This window comes from Pseudomonas citri (assembly GCF_025336485.1).
GTDB classification, from domain to species: domain Bacteria; phylum Pseudomonadota; class Gammaproteobacteria; order Pseudomonadales; family Pseudomonadaceae; genus Aquipseudomonas; species Aquipseudomonas citri.
On sequence record NZ_JAODAB010000002.1, the window covers coordinates 273,795 to 296,493 of the forward strand.

A 22,699-nucleotide genomic window follows, 5' to 3' on the forward strand; every position below is an offset into this window, starting at 1 on the left:
CGATCCGACGATTGCGGTTTGTTCAGTCACATCGATCTCGACTGGATCACCTGATCGCGAGCAGGCTCGCTTCCACAGGTTTTGTGCCGGCCCGACTCAGGAATCCCGCCGCAAATCCGGCGGGATCGGCAAGTCCTTGAGCGGTTCGGGGCGCTTGCCCTTGCCAGCGCGGTACTGGCGGATCTGGTAGACATAGGCCAGGACCTGGGCCACGGCCAGGTACAGGCCGCCAGGGATTTCCTGCTCGAGTTCAGTGGAGTAGTAGATCGACCGCGCCAGGGCCGGGGATTCGAGCAACATCACCTCGTTGCTCACGGCGATCTCGCGAATCTTCAACGCGAGGAAGTCGCTACCCTTGGCCAGCAGCACCGGGGCACTGCCTTTCTCGGGATCGTACTTGAGCGCCACGGCGTAATGGGTCGGGTTGGTGATGACCACGTCGGCGCTCGGGACCGCGGCCATCATCCGGCGCTGGGACACCTCGCGCTGCAATTGCCGGATCCGCTGCTTGACCTCAGGCTTACCCTCCTGCTCCTTGTACTCGTCGCGAACCTCCTGCTTGGTCATCATCAGCTTCTGCTTGCTCTGGTACAGCTGGAGCGGCACATCGATGGCGGCAATCAGGATCAATCCACAGGCCATCCACAAGGTGCTCCAACCCACCAGTTGCACACTGTGGATAATGGCTTGTTCGAGCGGTTCGTGGGCGATACGCAGCAGGTCGTCGATGTCGGCCTTCAACACCGTCAAGGCGACAAAAAGAACCAGGAAAAACTTGCCCAGCGCCTTGAGCAGCTCCATCACGGCACTGGTGGAGAACATCCGCTTGAACCCGGCCGCCGGGTTCATCCGGCTGAACTTGGGCGCCATGGTGCTGCCGGAAAACAGCCATCCACCCAGGGAAATCGGGCCAATCAGGGCCGCCAGCAACAACGAGATCAGCACGGGCTGCACCGACACAATCGCGATCTGGCCCGAGTGCAACAGATACTGCGCCATGGCTCCCGGACTGAGCAGCACTTCGCGGGGCAGCGAGAAGTTCAGCCGCATGATTTCCATCAGGTCCAAGGCCAACCCGCCCCCGTAGATCAGCAAGCCGCCCGCGCCGACGAGCATCACCGCCAGCGTATTCAGCTCCTTGGAACGCGCGACCTCACCCTTTTCCCGGGACTCGCGCCTGCGCTTCTCCGTGGGGTCTTCTGTCTTGTCCTGACCACTTTCGCTTTCGGCCATGGTTCAGCGTGCCTGTGCCATGTCGCGTAGCAGCTGCAAGGCCTCGGTGGCCAGCGGCTGATACTGGTTGAGAATGTCCCCCAGACTGACCCAGAAAATCACCATGCCCAACACCAGGGTCAGCGGGAAACCAATGGAGAAGATATTCAATTGCGGCGCCGCCCGGGTCATGACGCCAAAGGCAATGTTGACCACCAGCAATGCGGTAATCGCCGGCAACACCAACACCATCGCCGCCCCCAGGACCCAGCCGAGCTTACTGGCCACTTCCCAGAAGTGATTGACCAGCAAGGCGCTGCCCACCGGCAGGGTGGTGAAGCTCTCGGTCAGCACTTCGAACACCACCAGATGGCCGTTCATGGCGAGGAACAACAGGGTCACCAACATGGTCAGGAACTGGCCGATCACGGCTGTGTTGACGCCGTTGGTCGGGTCGATCATGGACGCGAACGCCATGCCCATCTGAATCGAAATGATCTGCCCGGCGACCACGAACGCCTGGAAAAACAGTTGCAATGAAAAGCCCATCAAGGCGCCAATGAGGATTTGCTCGGCCACCAGCATCAGCGCACTGAGGTCCAGCGCATGAACCTCCGGCATCGGTGGCAGACCGGGCACGATGACCACCGTGATCGCCAGGGCGAAATACAGACGTATGCGCCGGGGCACCAGGGTCGTGCCGAAGACCGGCATACTCATCAGCACCGCAGTGACGCGAAACAGCGGCAGGATGAAAGACGCCACCCAAGAGCCGATCTGGGTGTCTGTCAGCGCGAGCATCGACATCCGTTCAGCCGATCAGCTGCGGAATACTGCCGTACAGCTGCAGGATGTATTCCATGAAAGTTTGCACCAGCCAGGGACCGGCGACGATCAGCGTCACCAGCATGACCAGCAGGCGCGGCAGGAAGCTCAGGGTCTGTTCGTTGATCTGGGTCGCGGCCTGGAACATCGCCACCAGCAAGCCCACCAGCAGGCTGGGGACCACGAGGATGGCGACCATCATGGTCGTCAGCCAGAGCGCGTCGCGGAACAGGTCTACCGCTACTTCAGGCGTCATATCTCGCTACCTGCATAAAGGACCTAAACACCGCCGAAACTGCCGGCCAAGGTACCGATGATCAACGCCCAGCCATCCACCAGCACGAACAGCATGATCTTGAACGGCAGGGAAATAATCAGCGGCGACAGCATCATCATGCCCATCGCCATCAACACGCTGGCAACCACCAGGTCGATGATCAGGAACGGAATGAAGATCATGAAACCGATCTGGAACGCGGTCTTGAGCTCGGACGTCACGAACGCCGGCACCAGGATCGTCAGCGGCGCCTGGTCGGCACTGGTGATGTCGGTGCGCTTGGACAGGCGCATGAACAGCTCCAGATCGCTGCTGCGGGTCTGGGCCAGCATGAAGTCCTTGATCGGTACTTCAGCCTTGGCCACGGCATCCTGGGCGCTGAGTTTTTCCGCCAGGTAGGGTTGCAGGGCATCCTGGTTCACCCGGTCGAATACCGGCGCCATGATGAACATGGTCAAGAACAGCGCCATACCGGTGAGGATCTGGTTCGATGGCGTCTGTTGCAGCCCCAGGGCCTGGCGCAGGATCGAAAACACGATGATGATCCGGGTAAAACTGGTCATCAGCATGACGAACGCCGGGATGAAACTCAGCGCGGTCATGATCAGCAAGATCTGCAGGCTGACCGAGTATTCCTGCGCGCCCTGGGCATTGGTGCCCAGGGTAATGGCCGGGATCGACAGCGGGTCGGCAGCGAACACCAACGGCGCAGCCAGCATCAGGGCCAGCGCCAACAGAATGCGCAACGACATTACTTTTTATCCTTCTGGTCTTTACCCAGCAGTTCCATGAGACGCTGGGCAAATTCAGGCGCGACCTGTTCGGCGTTGGAGGACACTTGCACCGGCTCCTTGAGCACGTGCAAGGCCGTGATGGTCCCGGGACTCAGGCCCAGCAGGATCTGCTCGCCCCCCACCTGCACCAGGATCAAACGGTCCCGTGGACCCAGGGCACGTGAACCGACGATGTCGATCACCTGCCCCTTGCCGGCCGGCCCGGCCTGCTGCACCCGCCGCAGCAGCCAGGCAAGAAAGAAGATCAAGCCCAGTACCAGCAGCAGGCCGAGCACCAGTTGCGCCAATTGCCCCGCCATGCCGCCGCCCACCGCCGGCGCGGCGGCCGCTGTGGCCGCTGTGGCCGCTGGTTCGGCCGCCAGCACGCTGAGCGGCATCATCAGGAGGGTTGCAAAGAAAATTTTCATTCAGCGCAGCTTCTTGATGCGTTCGCTCGGGCTGATGACGTCCGTCAGGCGAATACCGAACTTTTCGTTGACCACCACCACTTCACCGTGAGCGATCAGCGTCCCGTTGACCAGTACATCCAGCGGCTCGCCAGCGAGACGATCGAGCTCGATCACCGACCCCTGGTTCAGTTGCAGCAGGTTACGGATGTTGATATCGGTACTGCCCACTTCCATGGAAATCGACACTGGGATATCGAGGATCACATCCAGGTTCGGACCGTCCAGCGTCACTTGCTCATTGCTTCTGGGCACGCTGCCAAACTCTTCCATCGGCAAGCGGTTGGAGGTATGAGGGCCCGTGTCGGCTGCCAGCAACGCGTCGATGTCGGCCTGCCCGGATTCGCCGGCCTCTTCCAGGGCCGCAGCCCACTCGTCGGCCAGCGCCTGGTCTTGCTGGGTATTCATATCGTCAGCCATCATTTGTCCTCGGCGGGCAAAAATCAGTTAGGAACGTAAAAATTTCGACACCGCTCAGCGGCGTTCGATCGGCTCGATCACCTGCAACGCGAGGTTGCCTTTGTGAGAGCCCATCTTGACCTTGAAGGCCGGTACGCCATTGGCGCGCATGATCATGTCTTCAGGCATCTCGACCGGAATGACATCCCCAGGTTGCATGTGCAGGATGTCGCGCAGGCGCAATTGACGCCGGGCGACCGTCGCGCCAATCGGCACGTCGACATCCAGCACGTCCTGGCGCAAGGCGTTGATCCAGCGTTCGTCCTGGTCGTCGAGATCCGACTGGAAGCCGGCATCGAGCATTTCGCGCACCGGCTCGATCATCGAGTACGGCATGGTCACGTGCAGGTCGCCACCACCACCATCGAGTTCGATATGGAAGGTCGAGACCACGATGGCTTCGCTCGGGCCGACGATGTTGGCCATGGCCGGGTTCACTTCCGAGTTGATGTACTCGAAGTTCACTTCCATGATCGCCTGCCACGCCTCCTTCAAGTCGACGAAGGCCTGCTCCAGCACCATGCGTACCACCCGCAGCTCGGTCGGGGTGAACTCCCGCCCTTCGATCTTGGCGTGACGACCGTCACCGCCGAAGAAGTTGTCCACCAGCTTGAACACCAGCTTGGCATCGAGGATGAACAATGCAGTGCCGCGCAACGGTTTGATCTTCACCAGGTTGAGGCTGGTGGGCACATACAGCGAGTGCACGTACTCACCGAACTTCATCACCTGCACGCCACCGACGGCGACGTCAGCCGAGCGACGCAGCATGTTGAACATGCTGATGCGCGTATAGCGGGCAAAGCGCTCATTGATCATTTCCAGGGTCGGCATGCGTCCGCGAACGATGCGATCCTGGCTGGTCAGGTCGTAGCTTTTGACGCTGCCCGGATCAGCAGCGGTTTCGGTTTGCACCAGGCCGTCGTCGACACCATGCAGCAGCGCGTCGATTTCGTCCTGGGACAACAGGTCCTGCACGGCCATGTCGTGTTCCTACTGCAATACGAAGTTAGTGAAGAGCAACTGTTCGATCACCACTTTGCCGAGCTCTTTCTGAGCCACTTCCTGCACGCTGGCCGTGGCTTTCTGACGCAGCATTTCCTGGCCGACGGGGGTGGCCAGGGTGTCGAAGTTCTGTCCGGAAAACAGCATCACCAGGTTGTTGCGGATCAGCGGCATGTGCACTCGCAGCGCCTCCAGGTCAGCCTGGCTGCGCCCCATCAGGGTAATGCTCACCTGCATGTAGCGCTGGCGACCATTCTGGGTGTAGTTGGCCACGAAGGCCGGGGCCATGGGCTCGAAAATCGCTGGCTGCTTGCCCACCGGCGCCGCTTCGGCCACCGCTTCGGGCTTTTTCTGAGCGCTGTGCATGAAATACCAGGTCGCTCCCACGGACACACCGATCGCCAGGAGCAAGCCCACCACGATCAGAATGATCATCTTGAGTTTGCCCTTGGTTGCCGGGTCTTTTACCGGTGCTGCTTCGCTCTTCGCCATGCCAATAATCCGTCACTCATCGGGGGGTTCACTGTTGCCTGGCAAGGCAGGAGCAAGTGTTATGCCAGAAAAGGAAGACACCACAAAGCAATGTGGGGCGGGCCTGCTCACAAAAGCGGTGAGACACCGCCTTCGCGAGCAAGCCCGCCCCACAGGTTCTATTGCGTTGAATCAGGCGTAGTAATCGACCGCGCTGCTGCCAATGACGCTGACGGTATTGGCCGCCACCTCGGTGACACTGGCCGGCAGGCTTTCATCCACCGAATCCACCCGGCCACCAGACGACGAAGTGCGTCCAGCCTGGGCCTGCTGCTGCGCCTGCTGTCCCTGGTTCTGCGAGCCACGGGATTGATCGGACACGCTGACGTCGACCTGCCCCATGCCCTGCTGGGCGAAACTGTCTCGCAGGCGATGCATCTGGCCTTCCAGAGCTTCACGAACACCTGAGTGGGCGCTCATGAACGTGACCTGGGTCTGTTGGTCCGGAACCATATTGATCCGGATGTCCAGGCGACCGAGCTCGGCAGGTTGCAACTGGATGTCGGCCGCCTTGAGATTGGCGCTCGAGAGGTACATCACCCGATTGACCACTTCCTCGGTCCAGCCGCTCTGGTTCATGGCGATCGGCTGGTTGACCGGCACGGCATTGGCGGTCTTGGGCGTGGCAGCCTGGGTCAACGCCGCCAGACGGTTGGCGAAGTCGTCCACACGGGTGTCACTGGAGGCTGCGGTCAGGTCCTTGAGGCCTTCGTTGATCAGGCCGCTGAAGGCCTTGTCACCACCTTGGCTACCTGGGCCGGTACTGTTCTGGTCGGCTTGTACCGTAAGCATGTTCGCCATGCCAGCGGCATAGGTTTGGGCGGAGGTCGGTTCGCTGTCGAGGGCTGCCGGGGGAGCAGCCTTGGGCTGTGCCTGGCTGCTGGCGGAGACATGGCCGCCCTGCTCCATGGCCAGACGCAAGGCCGGCAAGGCGTCGAGCGGATCCGCCTCGGGATCGAATTGCGGATCGACCGGAGCACTCGCCACCGGCGGCGAGGTCAGCGCAATGGCCGGAGCCGTCACCGCAGCAGCCACTTGAGGCGTGACGTCGTCGGGTGCGGGTGGCGCTTCGACAGTGACCACTGGCACGCCGGCATCAGGCAGCATCGCAGGATCGAGCGTCGGGTCCTGGGGCGCGGTCTCTGCCAGCGGGCTTTCAGCCGTCTCGGTGTCGTCGTCGGTAGCCGACGGGTCATCAGCCACGGCAGGCTTGTCGGCAGGCAATGCTTTGCCGCTATCGGCAACCGTCGGTTGGGCAGCGGCAGCTGTTTCATCGTCGGAGTCTTTTTTGACGGTGGTGTCGGAGGCCTTGTCGCGCGTCGGCTTCATCGTTGGCTCAGGGGCCGTCGGTGATTTGGCGGGAGCTTGCCGGGCAAACACCTGAGCGAAGCTGGAGGCTCTATCCCCATGGTCCGGGGCCACTGCCGGTGAATTGACGGAGGCCTGAGGCTTGGCCTGGGCAGCGGCCTGAAGCAGTGTATTGGGGGTTACGGGCATAAAAAAGGTCTCCGCTGCACTGAGTCATAGGTACAGTCGAGACAAGTCAATGCAAGGGATGGGCCAACGTCCGCCGGGCAGGCCGGATCTCAGCAATGGAAGCCTTCGCGCTCTTCGCGGCACAGCGTCCGAACATGAGCAAATTCGCTGTCGATTTCGCTGACCAGCTTCTCGATACCGCCCAATGAGGGCTGCTTGGCACGCTGCTCCAGTTCGCCGCACAGCTCGGCCAGGCGAATGGCGCCCATGTTGCTGCTGCTGCCCTTGAAGCTATGGGCCGTGGCGCTCAGCTTTTCAGCGTCACGCGCTTCATGCAGCACCCGCAGGCGAGCCTCGGAATCATTGAGGAATGTATCCAGCAGTTCCAGATACCCTTCCTCCATGACTTCCTTCAATGTGCTGAGCACATCGCGATCCAGATGAATCTCACTCACTTGTTCGCTCCCTGATCAAGAACGGCTCCGATTATGCCAGAGCCTCCCAGAAAAACTCCACGCGTGCCCTACGACCATCGTCGGACCAGGAGGCCCGATGACACAGTTGGCGCACCAGGCCTACGCCACGCCCCGACAACCGATCACTGTCCACCGGCCGCGCCAGCACCCGGCTCACATCGAAACCCTCGCCACTGTCCTCGACTTCGATGACCAGGCGGCCACCGTTGCCATCGTCGCCCTGGGGGGTGACTTGCAAATGCACCCGCACATGACCGCTATCGAGTTCATCCAGGCGCGTACTGCGCTCACGGTAGTACCTGGCAAAGCCCGACGCATCACGCTTGAGGCTCGAATCGAGACCCAGCACCCCATGCTCAAGCGCATTGGAATAGAGCTCCGACATGACGCTGTAAAGGGCGCCACTCTGGGCCCTGAGCCCATGGACCTCAAGCAGCAACTGCATCAGGTACGGCATCGGGTTGAAACGCTTGAGCGTCTGCGCCCGGAACTCGAAGCTCACCGACCAATCCAGCGGGCTGGACTGACCGCTATCGGAATAGACCGGCGGCGGTGGGTTGAGTTGCGTCGGGGCGACCAGCCGCACCTCGACCATGCTGAAGTCGTCTCGGGCCTCACCGCGAAAATCCCGCAAGGCCTGCTGGATATCTTCGAAGAGAAGATCCGGCTCACGATTGGCGGCGAACACCTGCTGCAGCCCCTCCACGCCAAACGGCCGGTCCTGCTCATCACTGGCCTCGATCACACCGTCGGACAGCAGGAAAACCCGATCCCCCAGCGACATGGCGTGCACTTCGGTGCGGTCATCGAATAACTGGGGCGAGAGCACCCCCAGTGGCAGGTGCCGCGCAGGCAACGGCGTGCGCACGCCGCTGAGACTGTCATGCAGGTAGCCATCGGGCATGCCGCCGTTCCAGATTTCCACCGTGCGACGCTGGAAGCTCAGGCACAGCAGCGTCGCGCAGCAGAACATGTCCACCGGCAGGATACGCTTGAGCTTGGCATTCATCTCCCGCAGGATCTGCGCCAGCCCGTAGCCCTTGGCGGTCATCCCGTAGAACACTTCCGCCAGCGGCATCGCCCCGACCGCCGCCGGCAGGCCGTGCCCGGTGAAATCGCCAAGCAGGACATGCATATCGCCGGCCGGATTGAAGGCCGCCAGCAGCAGGTCGCCATTGAACAAGGCATAGGGCGATTGCAGGTAGCGGATATTTGGCGCGCTCAGGCAGCCGGAGTGGGCGATCTTGTCGAATACGGCCTTGGCGACCCGCTGCTCGTTGAGCAGGTAGTCATGGTGCCGGGCGATTTGGTCGCGCTGTTCCACGACCGTGGCTTGCAACCGACGCAAGCGGTCCATGGCCTTGATCTTGGCGGCCAGTATCACTTGGTTATAGGGCTTGGCCAGGAAATCGTCGCCACCGGCTTCCAGGCAGCGGGCCAGGGCTTCGCTTTCGGTCAGGGAGGTAAGGAAAATGATCGGGACCAACTGGTCCCCCGCCAACTGCTTGATCTTTTGCGCCGCCTCGAAGCCGTCCATCACTGGCATCATCGCGTCCATCAACACCAGGTGCGGACGCTGTTCCAGGTAGACCTCGACGGCCTCGGCACCGTCGGCCGCCGTCAGCACGTGATGGCCCTGGCGCCGGACGATCGTCGACAGCAGCAGTCGATCAGCGGCGCTGTCTTCGGCAATCAGGACCGTCAGCGACTCCGACGACGATTGCATGGCGATCAACTGATATCGAACAGCTTGTCGAAGTTGGAGATCGCTAGGATTTTCTTGACGTCGCTGTTGCTGTTGACGACCCGGATATTCGAGTCGTCGCCGCCGGCATGATCGCGCAGCAGCAGGAGCATCCCCAGGGCGGAACTGTCGAGATAAGTGGCGTCTTTCAAATCCACCACGATGGAATTGGGTGTTTTGTTGAGCCGCTCATAAGATTCGCGAAATTCCTGATGCCGACCGAAGTCGAAACGACCCTTGATCGAAATCGTCAGCTTTTGCCCATCGGGAGAAACTTCGGTAATAACTGACATGATCGGCTTCCTTGTCATGGACATACGTGTACAAGGTTTAGCATCTGGTAGAGCTATGGGCAAGGTTTTCGATCATTTCCCGCCAAAATTGCGTGCATGATCAATAGGGGTCCTGACGCGGCAAGCGCTGGGACAACTCATCCAGCAGCCTTTGCTCGCGCTTGTCCTCCAACTGCCGCGCCTCGTCGATATAGCGCTGCACCAGCTTGCGCAGACCTTCGACCCGGGCGAAGGCTTCTTGCCAGGCCACACGGGCCTTTTCCAGGTTGTTCTGGTGCCAGACCAGGCTCTGGCGCTGCTGGTCGATGGCGGTACCCAATTGCGCCAGGAACCCCTGATAACCCAACAGCCATTGACCGGAAACCCCGTGGCTGCCACGGGCGATCCATTGCTCCTGGTATTCGAGGCGAAAGTTCTCCAGGTCTGCCAGCTTGCTTTCGGCTACCGCAACCTGGCCTTGGAAATAGGCAAGCCGCTGAACCGCGGTTTTCTCGGCCTTTTCAGCCATGTCCACCACCGGCGCCAGGCGTGCCGAACGACTCGTGGCCATGGCCGGTTACCCGCCGGCAATCGGGGTGAAGAGGGTTTGCAGGTGCGCTTCGCTGGCACCCATGCCAATGTTGTCGTTGAGGCTCTGGCGCAAGTAGACCGACATAGCCGGATACAGGTTGATCGCGGTGTCGGTTTCGCGGTCGCCGCCCGGTACATAGGCACCGACGCTGATCAGGTCACGGCTTTGCTGGTAGCGCGACCAGTACTGCTTGAACTGCTGGGCACGCTTGAGATGTTCGGCGCTGATGACCGACGGCATGACCCGGCTGATGGAAGCCTCGATGTCGATGGCCGGGTAATGCCCCTCCTCGGCCAGGCGCCGGGACAGCACGATGTGTCCGTCGAGCACGCCTCGCGCCGAGTCGGCGATGGGGTCCTGCTGATCGTCGCCTTCGGACAACACGGTGTAGAACGCTGTAATCGAGCCTCCACCCTTTTGCGCATTGCCGGCGCGCTCCACCAGTTTCGGCAACTTGGCAAACACTGAAGGTGGATAGCCTTTGGTGGCCGGCGGCTCGCCGATGGCCAGGGCGATTTCCCGCTGGGCCTGGGCGAAACGGGTCAGCGAGTCCATCAGCAGCAGGACGTTCTTGCCCTTGTCACGGAAATACTCGGCGATGCGCGTGCAATACATGGCCGCCCGCAGGCGCATCAGCGGCGCATCGTCCGCCGGCGAAGCGACGACGACGGAACGCTTGAGGCCCTCCTCGCCCAGGATGTGCTCGATGAACTCCTTCACCTCGCGACCCCGTTCGCCGATCAGCCCTACCACGATGATGTCGGCCTCGGTAAAACGGGTCATCATGCCCAGCAGCACACTCTTGCCCACCCCCGTGCCGGCGAACAGCCCCAAGCGCTGGCCCCGTCCTACCGTCAACAAACCGTTGATGCAGCGGATCCCCACGTCCAGCGGCACGCTGATGGGGTCACGCTTGAGCGGGTTGATGGTCGGACCGTCCATCGGCACCCAATCTTCAGCCTTCATGCCGCCCTTGCCGTCCAGGGCCCGCCCGGCCCCGTCCAGCACCCGTCCGAGCATGCTCATGCCCATGGGCAACCGACCGTTATCTGCCAGGGGGACCACGCGCGCGCCGGGTGCGATACCGGCGACGCTGCCCACGGGCATCAGGAAAACCTTACTGCCGGAAAACCCCATGACTTCCGCTTCGACCTGTACCGGGTGATAGCTGTCGTCGTTGATCACCAGGCAACGACTGCCCATGGCGGCCCGCAAGCCCTCGGCTTCGAGGGTCAGGCCGACCATGCGCAGCAGGCGTCCTTCGAGGATCGGCTGGCCAGCCAGCTCGATGGCATCCGCGTAGCTGCCCAGGCGCTTGCCGAAGCTGGTTCGCTCAAGGCGCATCGCGGCCATCCGGCTCAAGGGCTTCGATGGGGGCGACAGCCCGATCGTCGCTGGCGGCGACTTCGGGCTCGTCCGGTAATTCCAGGCTCAAATCGGGCTGCGCCGGATGCAAGGCCTGCTCGTGCAATTGATCGAACAGTTTGGCCATGGCCTGGCTGATGCGGGTCTCGATCGTCGCGTCGATCCGGCTGTGCTCGGTCTCGATCCGGCAACCGCCCGGCAACAGCGCGGCGTCCTCGACGATGCGCCAGGTTTCCTCATGGCGTTCACGCAAGGCCTTGACCAGCTCGAAGTCCTGGGGATTGACGTACAACCGCACGTCACCCGCGCCCAGCGGCAGCAGCTTGAGGGCCTCACGCATGACGTGTTCGATCTGGCTCGAGTCGATCGCCAGCTCGCGCTGGATCACTTGCCGGGCAAGGTGCTGCACCAGACCCACCAGGGATTTCTCGATCTGGGTGTCCTGCTCGGCGATGGGTTCGAAGAGGTTACGCATCAACGACTCCAACGCCCGGAGCTTGGCCGTCAACGCCACGTCGGCTTCCTGGCGGACCTTGAGCGAGGTGCTGTGGAAGCCTTCCTTTTCGCCCACGGCGAAGCCTTCGTTGTAGGCTTCCTGGCGAATACTTTCGACTTCCTCGAGGGTCAGCGGCTGGACTTCTTCCAGCGGCACTTCCTCGACTTCCGGCAACTCCTCCACGGGCTCGGGTTCAGGCTCGGGCACATGGGGGTCGAAGCTGGGCAACGACCAGACGTCGAAGCCCGCTACGTCGCGAGCGCGGATCAGGTCGCTGGGTGAATCTTCACTCTTGGCAGACATAACGACCTTAGATCATCTCTTCGCCGCCCTTGCCGCCGAGCACGATCTCTCCGGCTTCGGCCATACGGCGGGCGATGGTGAGGATTTCCTTCTGTGCGGTTTCCACGTCGCTGACGCGCACCGGGCCCTTGGCCTCGAGATCGTCGCGCAACAGTTCGGCCGCCCGCTTGGACATGTTCTTGAAGATCTTTTCCTTGACGCCTTCGTCCGAACCCTTGAGGGCCAGGACCAGCACATCGGAGGAGACCTCGCGCAACAGCGCCTGGATGCCACGGTCGTCGACATCGGCCAGGTTGTTGAACACGAACATGAGGTCTTCGATCTGGCCGGACAGGTCCTCGTCGAACTCGCGGATCGAGTCCATCAGTTGGCCCTCGATCGAACTGTCGAGGAAGTTCATGATGTCCGCCGCGCGCTTGATACCACCCAAGGTGGTGCGCGAGGCATTGGAGTTGCCCGAGAACTGCTTCTCGAGGATCTGGTTCAATTCCTTCAGGGCCGCCGGCTGCACGGTATTGAGCGACGACACCCGCAAAATGATGTCCAGGCGCACTTTATGGTCGAAGTTGCTCAGCACCTCGCCAGCCTGGTCCGGGTCGAGGTAAGCCACCACGATCGCCTGGATCTGCGGGTGCTCGTAACGGATCACGTCAGCTACCGCACGCGGTTCCATCCACTTGAGGCTGTCCAGGCCGCTGGTATTGCCACCCAGCAGGATCCGGTCGATCAGGCCGTTGGCCTTATCCTCGCCCAGGGCCTGGGTGAGCATCTTGCGCACATAGTCATCGGAGCCGACGCCCAGACTGGTCTGATCGCCGACGATGTCGACGAACTCACTCATGACCTGCTCGACCTGCTCGCGGTGCACATTACCCATTTGTGCCATGGCCACGCCCACCCGCTGGACCTCCTTGGGCCCCATGTGGCGCAACACTTGGGCGGCGTCGGTCGACCCCAGGGACAACAACAGGATCGCGGCCTTGTCGACCCGGGTCAGTTTGGCAACAGCGGCTCGATTATCACTCATCTGCGTTAATCCACTCTTTCACGACCTGGGCCACGCGACCCGGATCTTCTGCCACCAGACTCTTGATGGCGTTCAACTGGGCGTCATAACCTTCGCTCGGGCTTGGCAGCAGAATGCTCTGCGGTCCGCCGAGGCTGACGCGATCGTTGGCCAGCTCGCCATCCAGGCCACCCATGCCTCCCAGCTCGACGTCGCCGAATGCCGCGAGCTCTTTGCCCTTGCCACCGTTGGTGATGTTGTTGAGCACCGGACGCAGGACACCGAACACCAGTATCAGGATGAACAGCACACCCAATACCTGCTTGACCACATCCCAGAACCAGGGTTGCGAATAAAACGGAATATCGGCGATGACTTCCCCGCGCTCCGAAGAGAACGGCACGTTGATCACGCTGACGCTGTCGCCACGGCTGGCATCGAAACCGACGGCGTCCTGCACCAGGCGGGTGAAGCGCGCCAATTCGTCGGCACTCCACGGCGCACGACTGGTTTCGCCGTTGGCCGGGTTGACCTTGACCTGATCGTCCACCACCACCGCCACCGACAAGCGATTCAAACGGCCCTGCTGTTGCTTGGTGTGGCTGATGGAGCGGTCCAGCTCGAAGTTCTTGGTCGACTGTTGACGCTTGTCGGCCGGATACGGTGCCAGCATCGGCTGGCCGGTGGTCGGGTCCATGATCTGCTGGCCGTTGGCATCCACCAGCGGTTGGCCTGGCTGCACCATGCCAGCGGCTGCGCCAGCCCCACCCGTGGTCTGCGGGGCGCTGGCCGGCGACGGAGGCTGGTTGCTCAGGGCACCCGGCACACCTTGCGGGCCATTGCTGGCAGTACGTTGTTCATTCACCGATTGCTCGCTGCGCAACGCTGGCTGATCCGGGTTGAACTGCTCGGACGTCGACTCGACGGCGCTGAAATCCACGTCAGCGGAGACTTCGGCTTTATAGCGGTCGTTGCCCAGGATCGGTTGCAGGATGTTGTGCACCCGCTGGGTCAGCATGCCTTCCATGCGGCGGCTGTAGTCGAACTGCTTGCCGGCCATGGTCAGTTCGGAGTTCTCCGCCTGATCGGACAACAGGGTGCCCTTCTGGTCGACTACGGTAATCTGGGACTTGCTCAATTCGGGAACGCTGGTCGCCACCAGATTGACGATGGCGAGGACCTGACCCGGTTCCAGGGAACGGCCCGGGTACAGTTCCACCAGCACCGAAGCACTCGGCTTGCGTTCATCGCGCACGAAGACCGAGCTTTTCGGGATCGCCAGGTGCACGCGGGCACCCTTGACATTGTTCAGGCTGGAAATGGTACGCGCCAGTTCACCTTCGAGGCCACGACGATAACGGGTCGCTTCCATGAACTGGCTGGTGCCCAGCCCCTGGTCCTTATCGAGGATCTCGAAACCGATGTTGCCATCGGTAGGCGACACACCGGCCGCAGCGAGCTTGAGGCGCGCACGGGCGACGTCGTCGGCCTTGACCAGCAAGGCGCCGGAGTTGGGTTCGACGGTATAAGGAATGTCGGCGGAAGCCAGGGTTTCCATGACTTGCTTGGCGTCCATGCCTGCCAGGCTGCCGTACAGCGGACGGTAGTCCGGCTGCTGGGACCAAAGCACCACGGCAAAACCAATCGCCACGCTGGCTGCCAGGCCGACCAACAGGCCCACCTGACGCAGCATGGTCATCTCGGAGAGATTTTCCAGGAAAGACAGACCGAACAGCGGCGGTTTACCGCCGTCTACCGCAGTGGCCTTGGCTGGAACGTTATCAACGGCTGCTTCTGCCATGACTCAATAATTTCCTTAAACCGGCATCTGCATGATGTCTTGGTAGGCTTGAACCAGCTTGTTGCGAACCTGGGTCAACGCCTGAAACGAGACACTGGCTTTCTGCGAGGAGATCATTACGTCCGTCAGGTCGACGCCACTTTTGCCAATTTCAAAAGCACTGGCCAACTGGTTCGACGCCTGCTGGGTGTCGTTCACTTTATTGACGGCCTGACCGAGCATGTCGGAAAAGCTGCTGCCCCCCACCTGGGGGACCGCGACCGATTTAGGCTGGGCCATGGCGTCCATTTGCATGGCCCGCATGTCCAACATCAACCGATTAAATTCAATACCTTGGCTCATGGTCTATTCTCTCTGGCGGCCCGCATTTTTTTGACACTTGCTCAGCGGGTGTTCAGGTATTAGCAACAAGGGTGCCAGCTCCATGGCAACGAGAAACAAATGCGCGCGCGCAATCTCCCACTCCTGTGGGGGCAGTTCGGGTTTCAATGACTCAACTGGCGAACAGGTAAGCCTCGACATCCATGCCGGCGTCACGCATCTGCGCCAGCTTGTAGCGCAGCGTGCGCGGACTGATTCCCAGGCGCTCGGCGGCTTCCTTGCGGCGACCGCGCTCGGCACGCAGGGTATCGATGATCATCTGGAACTCCCGGCGACGCAGGTCGTCTTCCAGACCTCCCGCCGACTCGCCCTCCACTTGCACGGGCGGCACGGGCGCGGCGACCGGAGAAGGCGCCGGCAAGGGTGCACAAGCAACCGGCCCGGCCAGGCAGAAATCTTCCGGCCGGATCAAACCGCCTTGCTGCAGGATCAATGCTCGCTGGATCGCGTTGTCCAACTCCCGCACGTTACCAGGCCAAGGGTAGGCAACCAGGAAAGCCCGGGCCTCGGGCGAGAGCGTTGCCATCGTGTGCTTCATTTTATTGACGTGCTTGTTCAACAAGCGCTCGGCCAGCGGCAGGATATCGGCGGTGCGCTCGCGCAACGGACGCCAGGCCAGGGGAAACACCGACAAGCGGTAATAAAGGTCTTCACGGAAACGCCCCGCCGCCACTTCACCCGCCAAGTCACGGTTGGTGGTCGCCACCACGCGAATATCCAGGCTGATGGGCTTGCGCGCACCGACCCGCTCCACTTCCCGCTCCTGCAAGACGCGCAACAGCTTGGCCTGCAGGCCCAAGGGCATTTCGGAAATTTCATCGAGCAGAATGGTACCTCCATCGGCCTGCTCGAACTTGCCGGCCTGGGCCGCGATAGCGCCGGTGAACGAACCTTTCTCATGACCGAACAACGTCGCTTCGAGCATGTTGTCCGGGATCGCTGCGCAATTGATGGCAATGAACGGTTCACTGGCGCGTCGGGACTGCTGATGGATATAACGTGCCAGCACTTCCTTGCCCGTCCCCGATTCGCCGGAAATCAACACGGTCGAATCGCTGCGAGCCACCCGCGTGGCCAACTCCAGCAACTGTGCACTGGCCGGCTCGACGGCCACCGGCCCCTCGCCTTCGACGGCAAGACTGCCCAACCCATGGCGCGCGACCAGGTCGAGCAACGCCTTGGGTTCGAACGGCTTGACCAGGTAATCCGCGGCGCCCTGGCGCATGGCATCCACCGCACGCTCGACAGCACCGTGGGCGGTCATCAGCAATACTGGCAGGTAAGGCTGGCGGGCTCGCAACAGGCCGAGCAATTGATGACCGTCCATGCCCGGCATGTTGACGTCACTGACCACCAGGCCAAACGCCTCCCGATCCACCGCCAGCAACGCCTCCTCCGCCGAACCGACGGCGGCGTAGTCATGCCCGGCCAACACCAGCGTATCGGCCAGCGCTTCGCGCAGGGCCCGATCATCTTCAACCAGCAACACCTTGATCGCCATTGCCGTCACTCTCCCCCCGGCACACCGCTAAACAGCGGCAACAGCACCTGCACACAGGTGCCGCGCCCCAGTCGCGAGTGCAGCTGCAATTCTCCCTGGTGAGCCCGGGCTACAGCCTTGACCACGGTCAGGCCGAGGCCCGTCCCGGTAGCCTTGGTGGTGAAGAACGGCTCGCCCAAGCGCGCCAGCACCGCCGGCTCGATGCCGCAACCATTGTCGCTGATACACACACGCAAGCTGCTACCGCGGGTATAGACGTGCACCTTGAGCCGGACATTGCCATCACTGGCCTGGATCGCATTTTCAATGAGGTTCAACAACGCCCCTACCAGCGTGTCGCGATTGCACAGCACTTCACCGACGCGACTGTCGCACTGCCAGCGGATCGGCAGATCCTGCACATGGGTCGATGCCGCGGCCTGCAACGCCTGCAGCAAGGCCTTGGGGGTAATACGATCGGTCAGGGGCAACTCGCCGCGAGCGAATACCAGCATGTCGCGCACTTGGTGCTCCAACTCGTGCAAGCGCTCCTTGAGGCGCCCGGCGAACCGCTGTTGGGTATCCATAGGCAGCTGTTGCTCCGTCAGATGACTGGCGTATAGCAAGGCGGCCGACAGCGGCGTACGAATCTGATGAGCCAATGACGCCACCATCCGCCCCAGGGAAGACAGGCGTTCATGGCGAGCCAATTGGTCTTGCAGGTGACGGGTTTCGGTCAGGTCGTTGAGCAACACGAGCTGGCCGGGCTCGGCATCGAGCGAGCGCGTCGAGATGGACAGGCGCCGACCATCCCTGAGGGAGACTTCGTGACCGTCATCTTCCCGGGGTGCGAAGCAGCGCGCGATGACGTGTCGCCACAGCTCGCCTTCGAGCGGTAAACCGAGGAGATCGCAGGCCGCCGGATTGGCTTCGCGCACAAGGCCGTGGGCATCAATGACGATGACACCACCGGGCAATAGGTCGAGGAGGTTTTGCAGACGATTCGCCAGACGCTCCTTCTCTGCCAGCTCCTGCATGCGCTGGGCGCTGACCACCGCCAGCTCACCCTTGAGTTCAGTGACCCTGGCTTCGAGCAGACTGTAGGAATCCGTCAGCTGACTGGACATCTGGTTGAACAGCGAAAAGGCCTGCTCCAGTCCGAGCCGGCTCGCCTGCTCGGCGGATGGCAGGCGCTCCGGCTCGGGGATGGCAGACATCTGGGCGGCGTGGGTCATCGTGCTCTCTCGCTTGGCTGACCGTCAGTTAAACGGAACGTTGCGAGGGGTGTAGCAATACCCGTGCCGAAAAAAAACCGCCTGTAAATCAGGCGGTTGTAAAACAGGCGTCAATCATCCGCCTGTTCATCTCCTTCACGACGGCTCATGCCGTACTTGCGCATCTTCTCCACCAGGGTGGTACGCCGAATGCGCAAACGCTCCGCGGCGCGGGCCACGATACCGTTGGCGTCGTCCAGGGCCTGCTGGATCAGCCCCTGCTCCAGGCCGCCCAGGTAGTCCTTGAGGTCCAGGCCTTCCGGCGGCAACAGGGCGCTGGCGGTGAAATCCGGCGTATGACCGTTGATTGCCACCCGTTCTTCCAGGTCGCTGCGCAGGCTATCGACCATTTGCTCGTCTTCATCGTCGACGTAGCGGAATTTCTTCGGCAGCTCGGTCACGCCGATCACCCCGTACGGGTGCATGATTGCCATGCGCTCCACGAGGTTGGCCAGCTCCCGGACGTTGCCCGGCCAGCCGTGACGACACAGGGACATGATCGCCGCCGAGTTGAAGCGGATCGAGCCACGCTTTTCGTGCTCCATGCGCGAGATCAGCTCGTTCATCAACAGCGGGATGTCCTCGACCCGCTCACGCAGCGGCGCCATCTCGATCGGGAACACGTTGAGGCGGTAATAAAGGTCTTCGCGGAAGCTGCCGATCTCGATCATGCTCTCGAGATTCTTGTGGGTCGCGGCGATGATCCGCACATCCACGCTCTGGGTCTTGTTGCTGCCCACGCGTTCAAACGTGCGTTCCTGCAAGACGCGCAGCAGCTTGACCTGCATTGGCAGCGGCATGTCGCCGATTTCATCGAGAAACAGCGTGCCGCCATTCGCCAGCTCGAACCGCCCGGCACGACTGGTGATTGCACCGGTAAAGGCGCCCTTCTCGTGCCCGAACAGTTCGCTTTCGAGCAGTTCGGCGGGAATCGCGCCACAGTTGACCGGCACGAACGGCGCTTCGCGGCGCTTGGAGTGATAGTGCAGATTGCGCGCCACCACTTCCTTGCCGGTGCCCGACTCGCCCAGGATCAACACGCTGGCGTCGGTATCGGCCACTTGCTGCATCATCTGGCGCACATGCTGGATCGCCCGGCTGGTGCCAACAAGACTGCGGAAAAGGTTGGGTTCGCGGTGCCTGCCACGCTCGCGAGCCTGGTCGTACATCTCGCGATAAACCTGGGCGCGGTGCAGCGAATCGAGCAATTTGCTGTAGCTGGGCGGCATTTCCAGGGTGGAAAGTACCCGGCGACGCTGGTCTTCAGGCAAGTCAAGGGAAGAATTTTCGCCCATTAGCAAAACGGGAAGGAACTCATCCCAGGTTGAGAGTGTCTTTAACAAGCCCAACAGAGTTGCGGGAGCATTTACGGTCCCGATGAGGACACAAATGACTTCACGACTGGACGACAGAGAGCCGACTGCCTGCTGCCAATCATGGCTGCCACAGGGCAAATTTTCTTCACCGAGAAAATTCAGGATCACCGCCAGGTCACGGCGGCGGACGCTATCGTCATCGATCAGGAGAATTTTGGTTTCACGCCACATGCAATAGCAACTTCCCTAGTCAACTCAATACCCGAAATTAGGGGGCAAGCTCGACGCTTGCAGACTTGTCACGCCTGTAGACGCCTGAAATCTGTAAACAGCTACTAGTTAAGTCAAAAAAACGTGCACAGTCAAATTTATGGCGCACTTTGTTCGGATTAACTGAGCATTAACCGAACAGATGGTAAACCTTTGCCGCGTTCTGCGCTTGATGGACTTGCGACATTTCATCGACGATTGCCTGACGCTCCCCAGTCGCCGCCTCCAGCAACAATCGATACACCCCTAGCAAATCTTCCAGGTTGTGGCGCAACGCCGCCTCATCAACGCCGGACTCGCTCAGAATGTCTTCCATGCAGGAACGACACGCCACATCCAATTGACCGATCGCCTCCCAATTACGCTCAGCCAGGGCATCGACCAGGGCGTCACGGGTTTGTTCGATTCGCTGCAAGACAAGACTCATGAGCGTGCTCCTCAGAATTGCGGACCCGGTGCGGCAATGCCGTCCCAGCCTTCCTTGACCGTGCGCAGCAGCTCGGCGACTTCGTCGAGGATCTTCGGATCGGTCTTGGCGTTGGCTTCAGCCAGGCGTTTCATCATGTAGGTATAGAGACTGTCCAGCTCACTCACGGCCTCAGCCTGGTTTTCCAGGTCCAAGCCCTCACGCAGGCCGCCAATGATGCCAATGGCCTTGCTGATCAGTACACCCTTGTTCGGGATGTCCTTGCGCTCCATCGCACCTTTGGCCTGGGCAATGCGATCCAACCCTCCTTCCATCAGCATCTGCACCAGACGATGGGGACTTGCTTCGGAGGTTTGCGCCTGGGCGCCAATCTTCTGGTACTGGCGAAGGGCTAACATCGGATTCATGTTCTACCTCATCAAAAATCTTTGGTCCGTATGAACAGCGTATCGACGCTGCGTCAAAAAACTTTAGATCGAAAAAGCCGAAAGCCCGGAGCGCTGGAAACGCTACCGGGCTTTTTGTTTCGATCGCTATCAACTGTTTTTCTGTTGCGCAGTCAACGCCTCGAACATCGAGGTGATGTTGCTGGCAGTGGCTTTAAGCTTGCCGACGAGGGTGTCCATGTCATTGTACTTTTTGGTAAGTACCGCCGTCAGGGTTTCGATCCGGCGATCAAGGGCCAACTGATCATCACTCAGCTTCGTCTTGATACGATCCAGGTTCTTGGAACGAGCCGTCAGAATGTTATCGACAGCCTTGCCATTGGAATCCTTCTTGCCAGTCTCGGTGTAGGGCTTGAGAGCATCCTGCATGCGCTCGATCAGGCCATTATCGCCAGTGAAGAGGGTCTGGACTTCGCCACCCAACTGCTTGTCGTTCAGGGCCTGGGTGAATTTCACGCTATCGAAATCCAGGGCGCCCGTGGTTTGGTTAGTGGTAATCCCGAGCTGAGACAAGACTGTCAATTTGTCGCCCGCACCGGTCTCGGACAGCGGCGCACGAATGGCGGCCAACAACGAGCGGGGCAACGAGTCACCGGTCAATGCCGCCGAAACCGGATTACCGTCAGCATCTGTGGTTGGCTTGGTGAGCGAAGTCACGGCCTTGGCAATGGCGTTATAGGCGTCGACGAACTTCTGGATCGAAGCCTTCAGGCCATCGGCGTTGGTGGAAACGGTGACGGTCGTCGGACCGCTGTTGGCGACGAGCAACGTCATGCTCAAACCGGAAACTACGTTATCCAGCTTGTTGGTTGGGCTGGTCATCGCGAGCCCATCGACAGTGAATACCGCATCCTTGGCAATGCTGATGGAGCCCGAGGAAGTCGCGCTGGGCGTCCCCATCAAGGTGGAACCGTCTGCGGTCAGACTGGCGATGCCACTGAGGGAAATATCATTGCCCGCACCGGTCTTGGTCGACCCTACCACCAGCCTCGAACCGAAGCTGTCGGTCACGATGTTGGCAGTCAGGCCACTGGAGGAATACGTGCTGTTGATCGCATCCCGGACCGACTGCAAGGTCCCATCGGCCGGTACGTCCAAGGTGTAGTCCTTGCCTCCCTGGCTGATCGTCAGCGTACCCGCCCCTACCAGGCTGGAAGTGCCACCTGCGAAAGCGGCCGTTGCGACTTTCGAAGACGTCGCCAGCTGCGTGACATCGACCGAATAGGTACCACTGACCGCTGAGTTACCCGCTGTCACCGTCAATGCGCTGTTATTGGCCGACGTGGCAGCGACCCCAGTGAACTGCGGAGTAGTCGTACTACCCAGGCTTTCAAGCGAGGACTGGAACGTAGCCAGCAACGACTTCAGGGTGCCAATCGCCGAGATGTTGGCGGTATTGGTCTTGGTGGCGCGGTCGATCTGACCCTGCTTGGCCGCCTTGTCAGAATCCACCAATGCCTTGACGATAGCAGTGGTATCAAGGCCGGAGCCTAAACCCAAGCCAGGTAGAATTGGACTTGCCATGTGGGACTCCCTTCAGTGTGTCGCCGGCCTTTTGACCTTTACAACGCCCAAAAGAACTAAACAACAAAATTCGTGCCAGCTGTCAGGCTTCTGCGCTGAACAACAGGCTGTTTGCATCATTCAAACTATTAGCCAGCTTAAGAACTTCTTCATTCGGGATCTGGCGAATCACCTCGCCGGACTCACTGGCAATAACCTTGACCACTACTTTGCCTGAAGGCTCGTCAATCGAGAACTCCAGATTACGCTTGACCGACTGAACGAACTTCTCGATTTCCTGGACAGCTTTCTTGAGTCTGTCCTGCTCGGCAGCGGCGTCCTTGGGAACTTCTTTGACCGATTTCACAGGCGCAGTATCAGCCCGAGGCTTCTCCACTGGCTTGTCGGCCACTGTTGGCGCCGGCTTGGCCGCTGGATAAGACAAGTTCAGCTTTACGCTCATATCCATGTCCATCACCTCTTGAACGGAAAAAGCGAGAGAGTACGCAAGCGCACCCCCCC

At 60.8% G+C, this 22,699-nt stretch carries 25 protein-coding genes; all 25 read right to left on the bottom strand.

What is annotated here, in order from left to right; translation table 11 throughout:
* Nucleotides 1–96 precede the first annotated feature (96 nt).
* The gene (gene flhB / locus N4Q37_RS03475) at nucleotides 97–1,233 is read right to left on the bottom strand and encodes a flagellar biosynthesis protein FlhB (RefSeq protein WP_260955391.1); all 1,137 of its coding nucleotides are present in this window, start codon (nucleotides 1,231–1,233) and stop codon (nucleotides 97–99) included.
* Between the two features lie 3 nt (nucleotides 1,234–1,236).
* Nucleotides 1,237–2,019, bottom strand: a complete 783-nt coding sequence (gene fliR, locus N4Q37_RS03480) for a flagellar biosynthetic protein FliR (protein WP_260955392.1) — start codon at nucleotides 2,017–2,019, stop codon at nucleotides 1,237–1,239.
* A gap of 4 nt (nucleotides 2,020–2,023) precedes the next feature.
* Complete coding sequence (gene fliQ, locus N4Q37_RS03485; protein WP_260955393.1) at nucleotides 2,024–2,293, bottom strand: flagellar biosynthesis protein FliQ; 270 nt, start codon at nucleotides 2,291–2,293, stop codon at nucleotides 2,024–2,026.
* A 23-nt stretch (nucleotides 2,294–2,316) separates the two neighbouring features.
* Nucleotides 2,317–3,066, bottom strand: coding sequence for a flagellar type III secretion system pore protein FliP (gene fliP / locus N4Q37_RS03490; protein ID WP_260955395.1), 750 nt, complete (start codon nucleotides 3,064–3,066; stop codon nucleotides 2,317–2,319).
* Entirely contained in the window at nucleotides 3,066–3,515 is a 450-nt protein-coding gene (gene fliO, locus N4Q37_RS03495; RefSeq protein WP_260955397.1) for a flagellar biosynthetic protein FliO, read from the bottom strand. The genes fliP and fliO overlap by 1 nt, the downstream gene beginning before the upstream one ends.
* Nucleotides 3,516–3,974 carry a flagellar motor switch protein FliN gene (gene fliN, locus N4Q37_RS03500; RefSeq protein ID WP_260955399.1) on the bottom strand — a complete coding sequence of 153 codons (459 nt, stop codon included), beginning with the start codon at nucleotides 3,972–3,974 and terminating at the stop codon, nucleotides 3,516–3,518.
* Nucleotides 3,975–4,028: 54 nt separating this feature from the next.
* On the bottom strand, nucleotides 4,029–4,997 hold the full coding sequence (gene fliM, locus N4Q37_RS03505) for a flagellar motor switch protein FliM (RefSeq protein ID WP_260955401.1): 969 nt from the start codon (nucleotides 4,995–4,997) through the stop codon (nucleotides 4,029–4,031).
* A 9-nt stretch (nucleotides 4,998–5,006) separates the two neighbouring features.
* The gene (gene fliL / locus N4Q37_RS03510; protein WP_260955402.1) at nucleotides 5,007–5,510 is read right to left on the bottom strand and encodes a flagellar basal body-associated protein FliL; all 504 of its coding nucleotides are present in this window, start codon (nucleotides 5,508–5,510) and stop codon (nucleotides 5,007–5,009) included.
* Between the two features lie 171 nt (nucleotides 5,511–5,681).
* Nucleotides 5,682–7,046, bottom strand: coding sequence for a flagellar hook-length control protein FliK (locus N4Q37_RS03515; protein ID WP_260955404.1), 1,365 nt, complete (start codon nucleotides 7,044–7,046; stop codon nucleotides 5,682–5,684).
* An 89-nt stretch (nucleotides 7,047–7,135) separates the two neighbouring features.
* The gene (locus N4Q37_RS03520; RefSeq protein WP_260955406.1) at nucleotides 7,136–7,480 is read right to left on the bottom strand and encodes an Hpt domain-containing protein; all 345 of its coding nucleotides are present in this window, start codon (nucleotides 7,478–7,480) and stop codon (nucleotides 7,136–7,138) included.
* Between the two features lie 31 nt (nucleotides 7,481–7,511).
* A complete protein-coding gene (locus N4Q37_RS03525; protein ID WP_260955407.1) occupies nucleotides 7,512–9,227 on the bottom strand; it encodes an ATP-binding SpoIIE family protein phosphatase in 1,716 nt (571 codons plus the stop codon).
* Between the two features lie 5 nt (nucleotides 9,228–9,232).
* Complete coding sequence (locus N4Q37_RS03530) at nucleotides 9,233–9,538, bottom strand: STAS domain-containing protein (RefSeq protein ID WP_260955409.1); 306 nt, start codon at nucleotides 9,536–9,538, stop codon at nucleotides 9,233–9,235.
* Nucleotides 9,539–9,638: 100 nt separating this feature from the next.
* A complete protein-coding gene (gene fliJ / locus N4Q37_RS03535) occupies nucleotides 9,639–10,088 on the bottom strand; it encodes a flagellar export protein FliJ (RefSeq protein ID WP_260955410.1) in 450 nt (149 codons plus the stop codon).
* 6 nt (nucleotides 10,089–10,094) lie between these two features.
* On the bottom strand, nucleotides 10,095–11,453 hold the full coding sequence (gene fliI / locus N4Q37_RS03540; RefSeq protein WP_260955412.1) for a flagellar protein export ATPase FliI: 1,359 nt from the start codon (nucleotides 11,451–11,453) through the stop codon (nucleotides 10,095–10,097).
* The gene (gene fliH, locus N4Q37_RS03545; RefSeq protein ID WP_260955414.1) at nucleotides 11,443–12,273 is read right to left on the bottom strand and encodes a flagellar assembly protein FliH; all 831 of its coding nucleotides are present in this window, start codon (nucleotides 12,271–12,273) and stop codon (nucleotides 11,443–11,445) included. The genes fliI and fliH overlap by 11 nt, the downstream gene beginning before the upstream one ends.
* 7 nt (nucleotides 12,274–12,280) lie before the next feature.
* The gene (fliG, locus tag N4Q37_RS03550; RefSeq protein WP_260955415.1) at nucleotides 12,281–13,300 is read right to left on the bottom strand and encodes a flagellar motor switch protein FliG; all 1,020 of its coding nucleotides are present in this window, start codon (nucleotides 13,298–13,300) and stop codon (nucleotides 12,281–12,283) included.
* The gene (gene fliF / locus N4Q37_RS03555) at nucleotides 13,293–15,080 is read right to left on the bottom strand and encodes a flagellar basal-body MS-ring/collar protein FliF (protein WP_260955417.1); all 1,788 of its coding nucleotides are present in this window, start codon (nucleotides 15,078–15,080) and stop codon (nucleotides 13,293–13,295) included. Before fliF ends, fliG begins: the two co-directional genes overlap by 8 nt.
* A gap of 15 nt (nucleotides 15,081–15,095) precedes the next feature.
* Nucleotides 15,096–15,422, bottom strand: coding sequence for a flagellar hook-basal body complex protein FliE (gene fliE, locus N4Q37_RS03560; RefSeq protein ID WP_003199082.1), 327 nt, complete (start codon nucleotides 15,420–15,422; stop codon nucleotides 15,096–15,098).
* Between the two features lie 151 nt (nucleotides 15,423–15,573).
* Nucleotides 15,574–16,962 (bottom strand): sigma-54-dependent transcriptional regulator, encoded by a 1,389-nt coding sequence (locus N4Q37_RS03565; RefSeq protein WP_260955425.1) that lies wholly within the window; start codon nucleotides 16,960–16,962, stop codon nucleotides 15,574–15,576.
* Nucleotides 16,963–16,967: 5 nt separating this feature from the next.
* A complete protein-coding gene (locus N4Q37_RS03570; RefSeq protein ID WP_260955640.1) occupies nucleotides 16,968–18,158 on the bottom strand; it encodes a sensor histidine kinase in 1,191 nt (396 codons plus the stop codon).
* Nucleotides 18,159–18,286: 128 nt separating this feature from the next.
* The gene (locus tag N4Q37_RS03575; RefSeq protein WP_260955426.1) at nucleotides 18,287–19,762 is read right to left on the bottom strand and encodes a sigma-54 dependent transcriptional regulator; all 1,476 of its coding nucleotides are present in this window, start codon (nucleotides 19,760–19,762) and stop codon (nucleotides 18,287–18,289) included.
* A 169-nt stretch (nucleotides 19,763–19,931) separates the two neighbouring features.
* On the bottom strand, nucleotides 19,932–20,228 hold the full coding sequence (locus tag N4Q37_RS03580) for a flagellar protein FliT (protein ID WP_260955427.1): 297 nt from the start codon (nucleotides 20,226–20,228) through the stop codon (nucleotides 19,932–19,934).
* 11 nt (nucleotides 20,229–20,239) lie between these two features.
* On the bottom strand, nucleotides 20,240–20,635 hold the full coding sequence (fliS, locus tag N4Q37_RS03585) for a flagellar export chaperone FliS (RefSeq protein ID WP_260955428.1): 396 nt from the start codon (nucleotides 20,633–20,635) through the stop codon (nucleotides 20,240–20,242).
* A 129-nt stretch (nucleotides 20,636–20,764) separates the two neighbouring features.
* Nucleotides 20,765–22,198 (bottom strand): flagellar filament capping protein FliD, encoded by a 1,434-nt coding sequence (fliD, locus tag N4Q37_RS03590; RefSeq protein ID WP_260955431.1) that lies wholly within the window; start codon nucleotides 22,196–22,198, stop codon nucleotides 20,765–20,767.
* Nucleotides 22,199–22,280: 82 nt separating this feature from the next.
* Nucleotides 22,281–22,646, bottom strand: a complete 366-nt coding sequence (locus tag N4Q37_RS03595; protein WP_260955433.1) for a flagellar protein FlaG — start codon at nucleotides 22,644–22,646, stop codon at nucleotides 22,281–22,283.
* Nucleotides 22,647–22,699 lie beyond the last annotated feature (53 nt).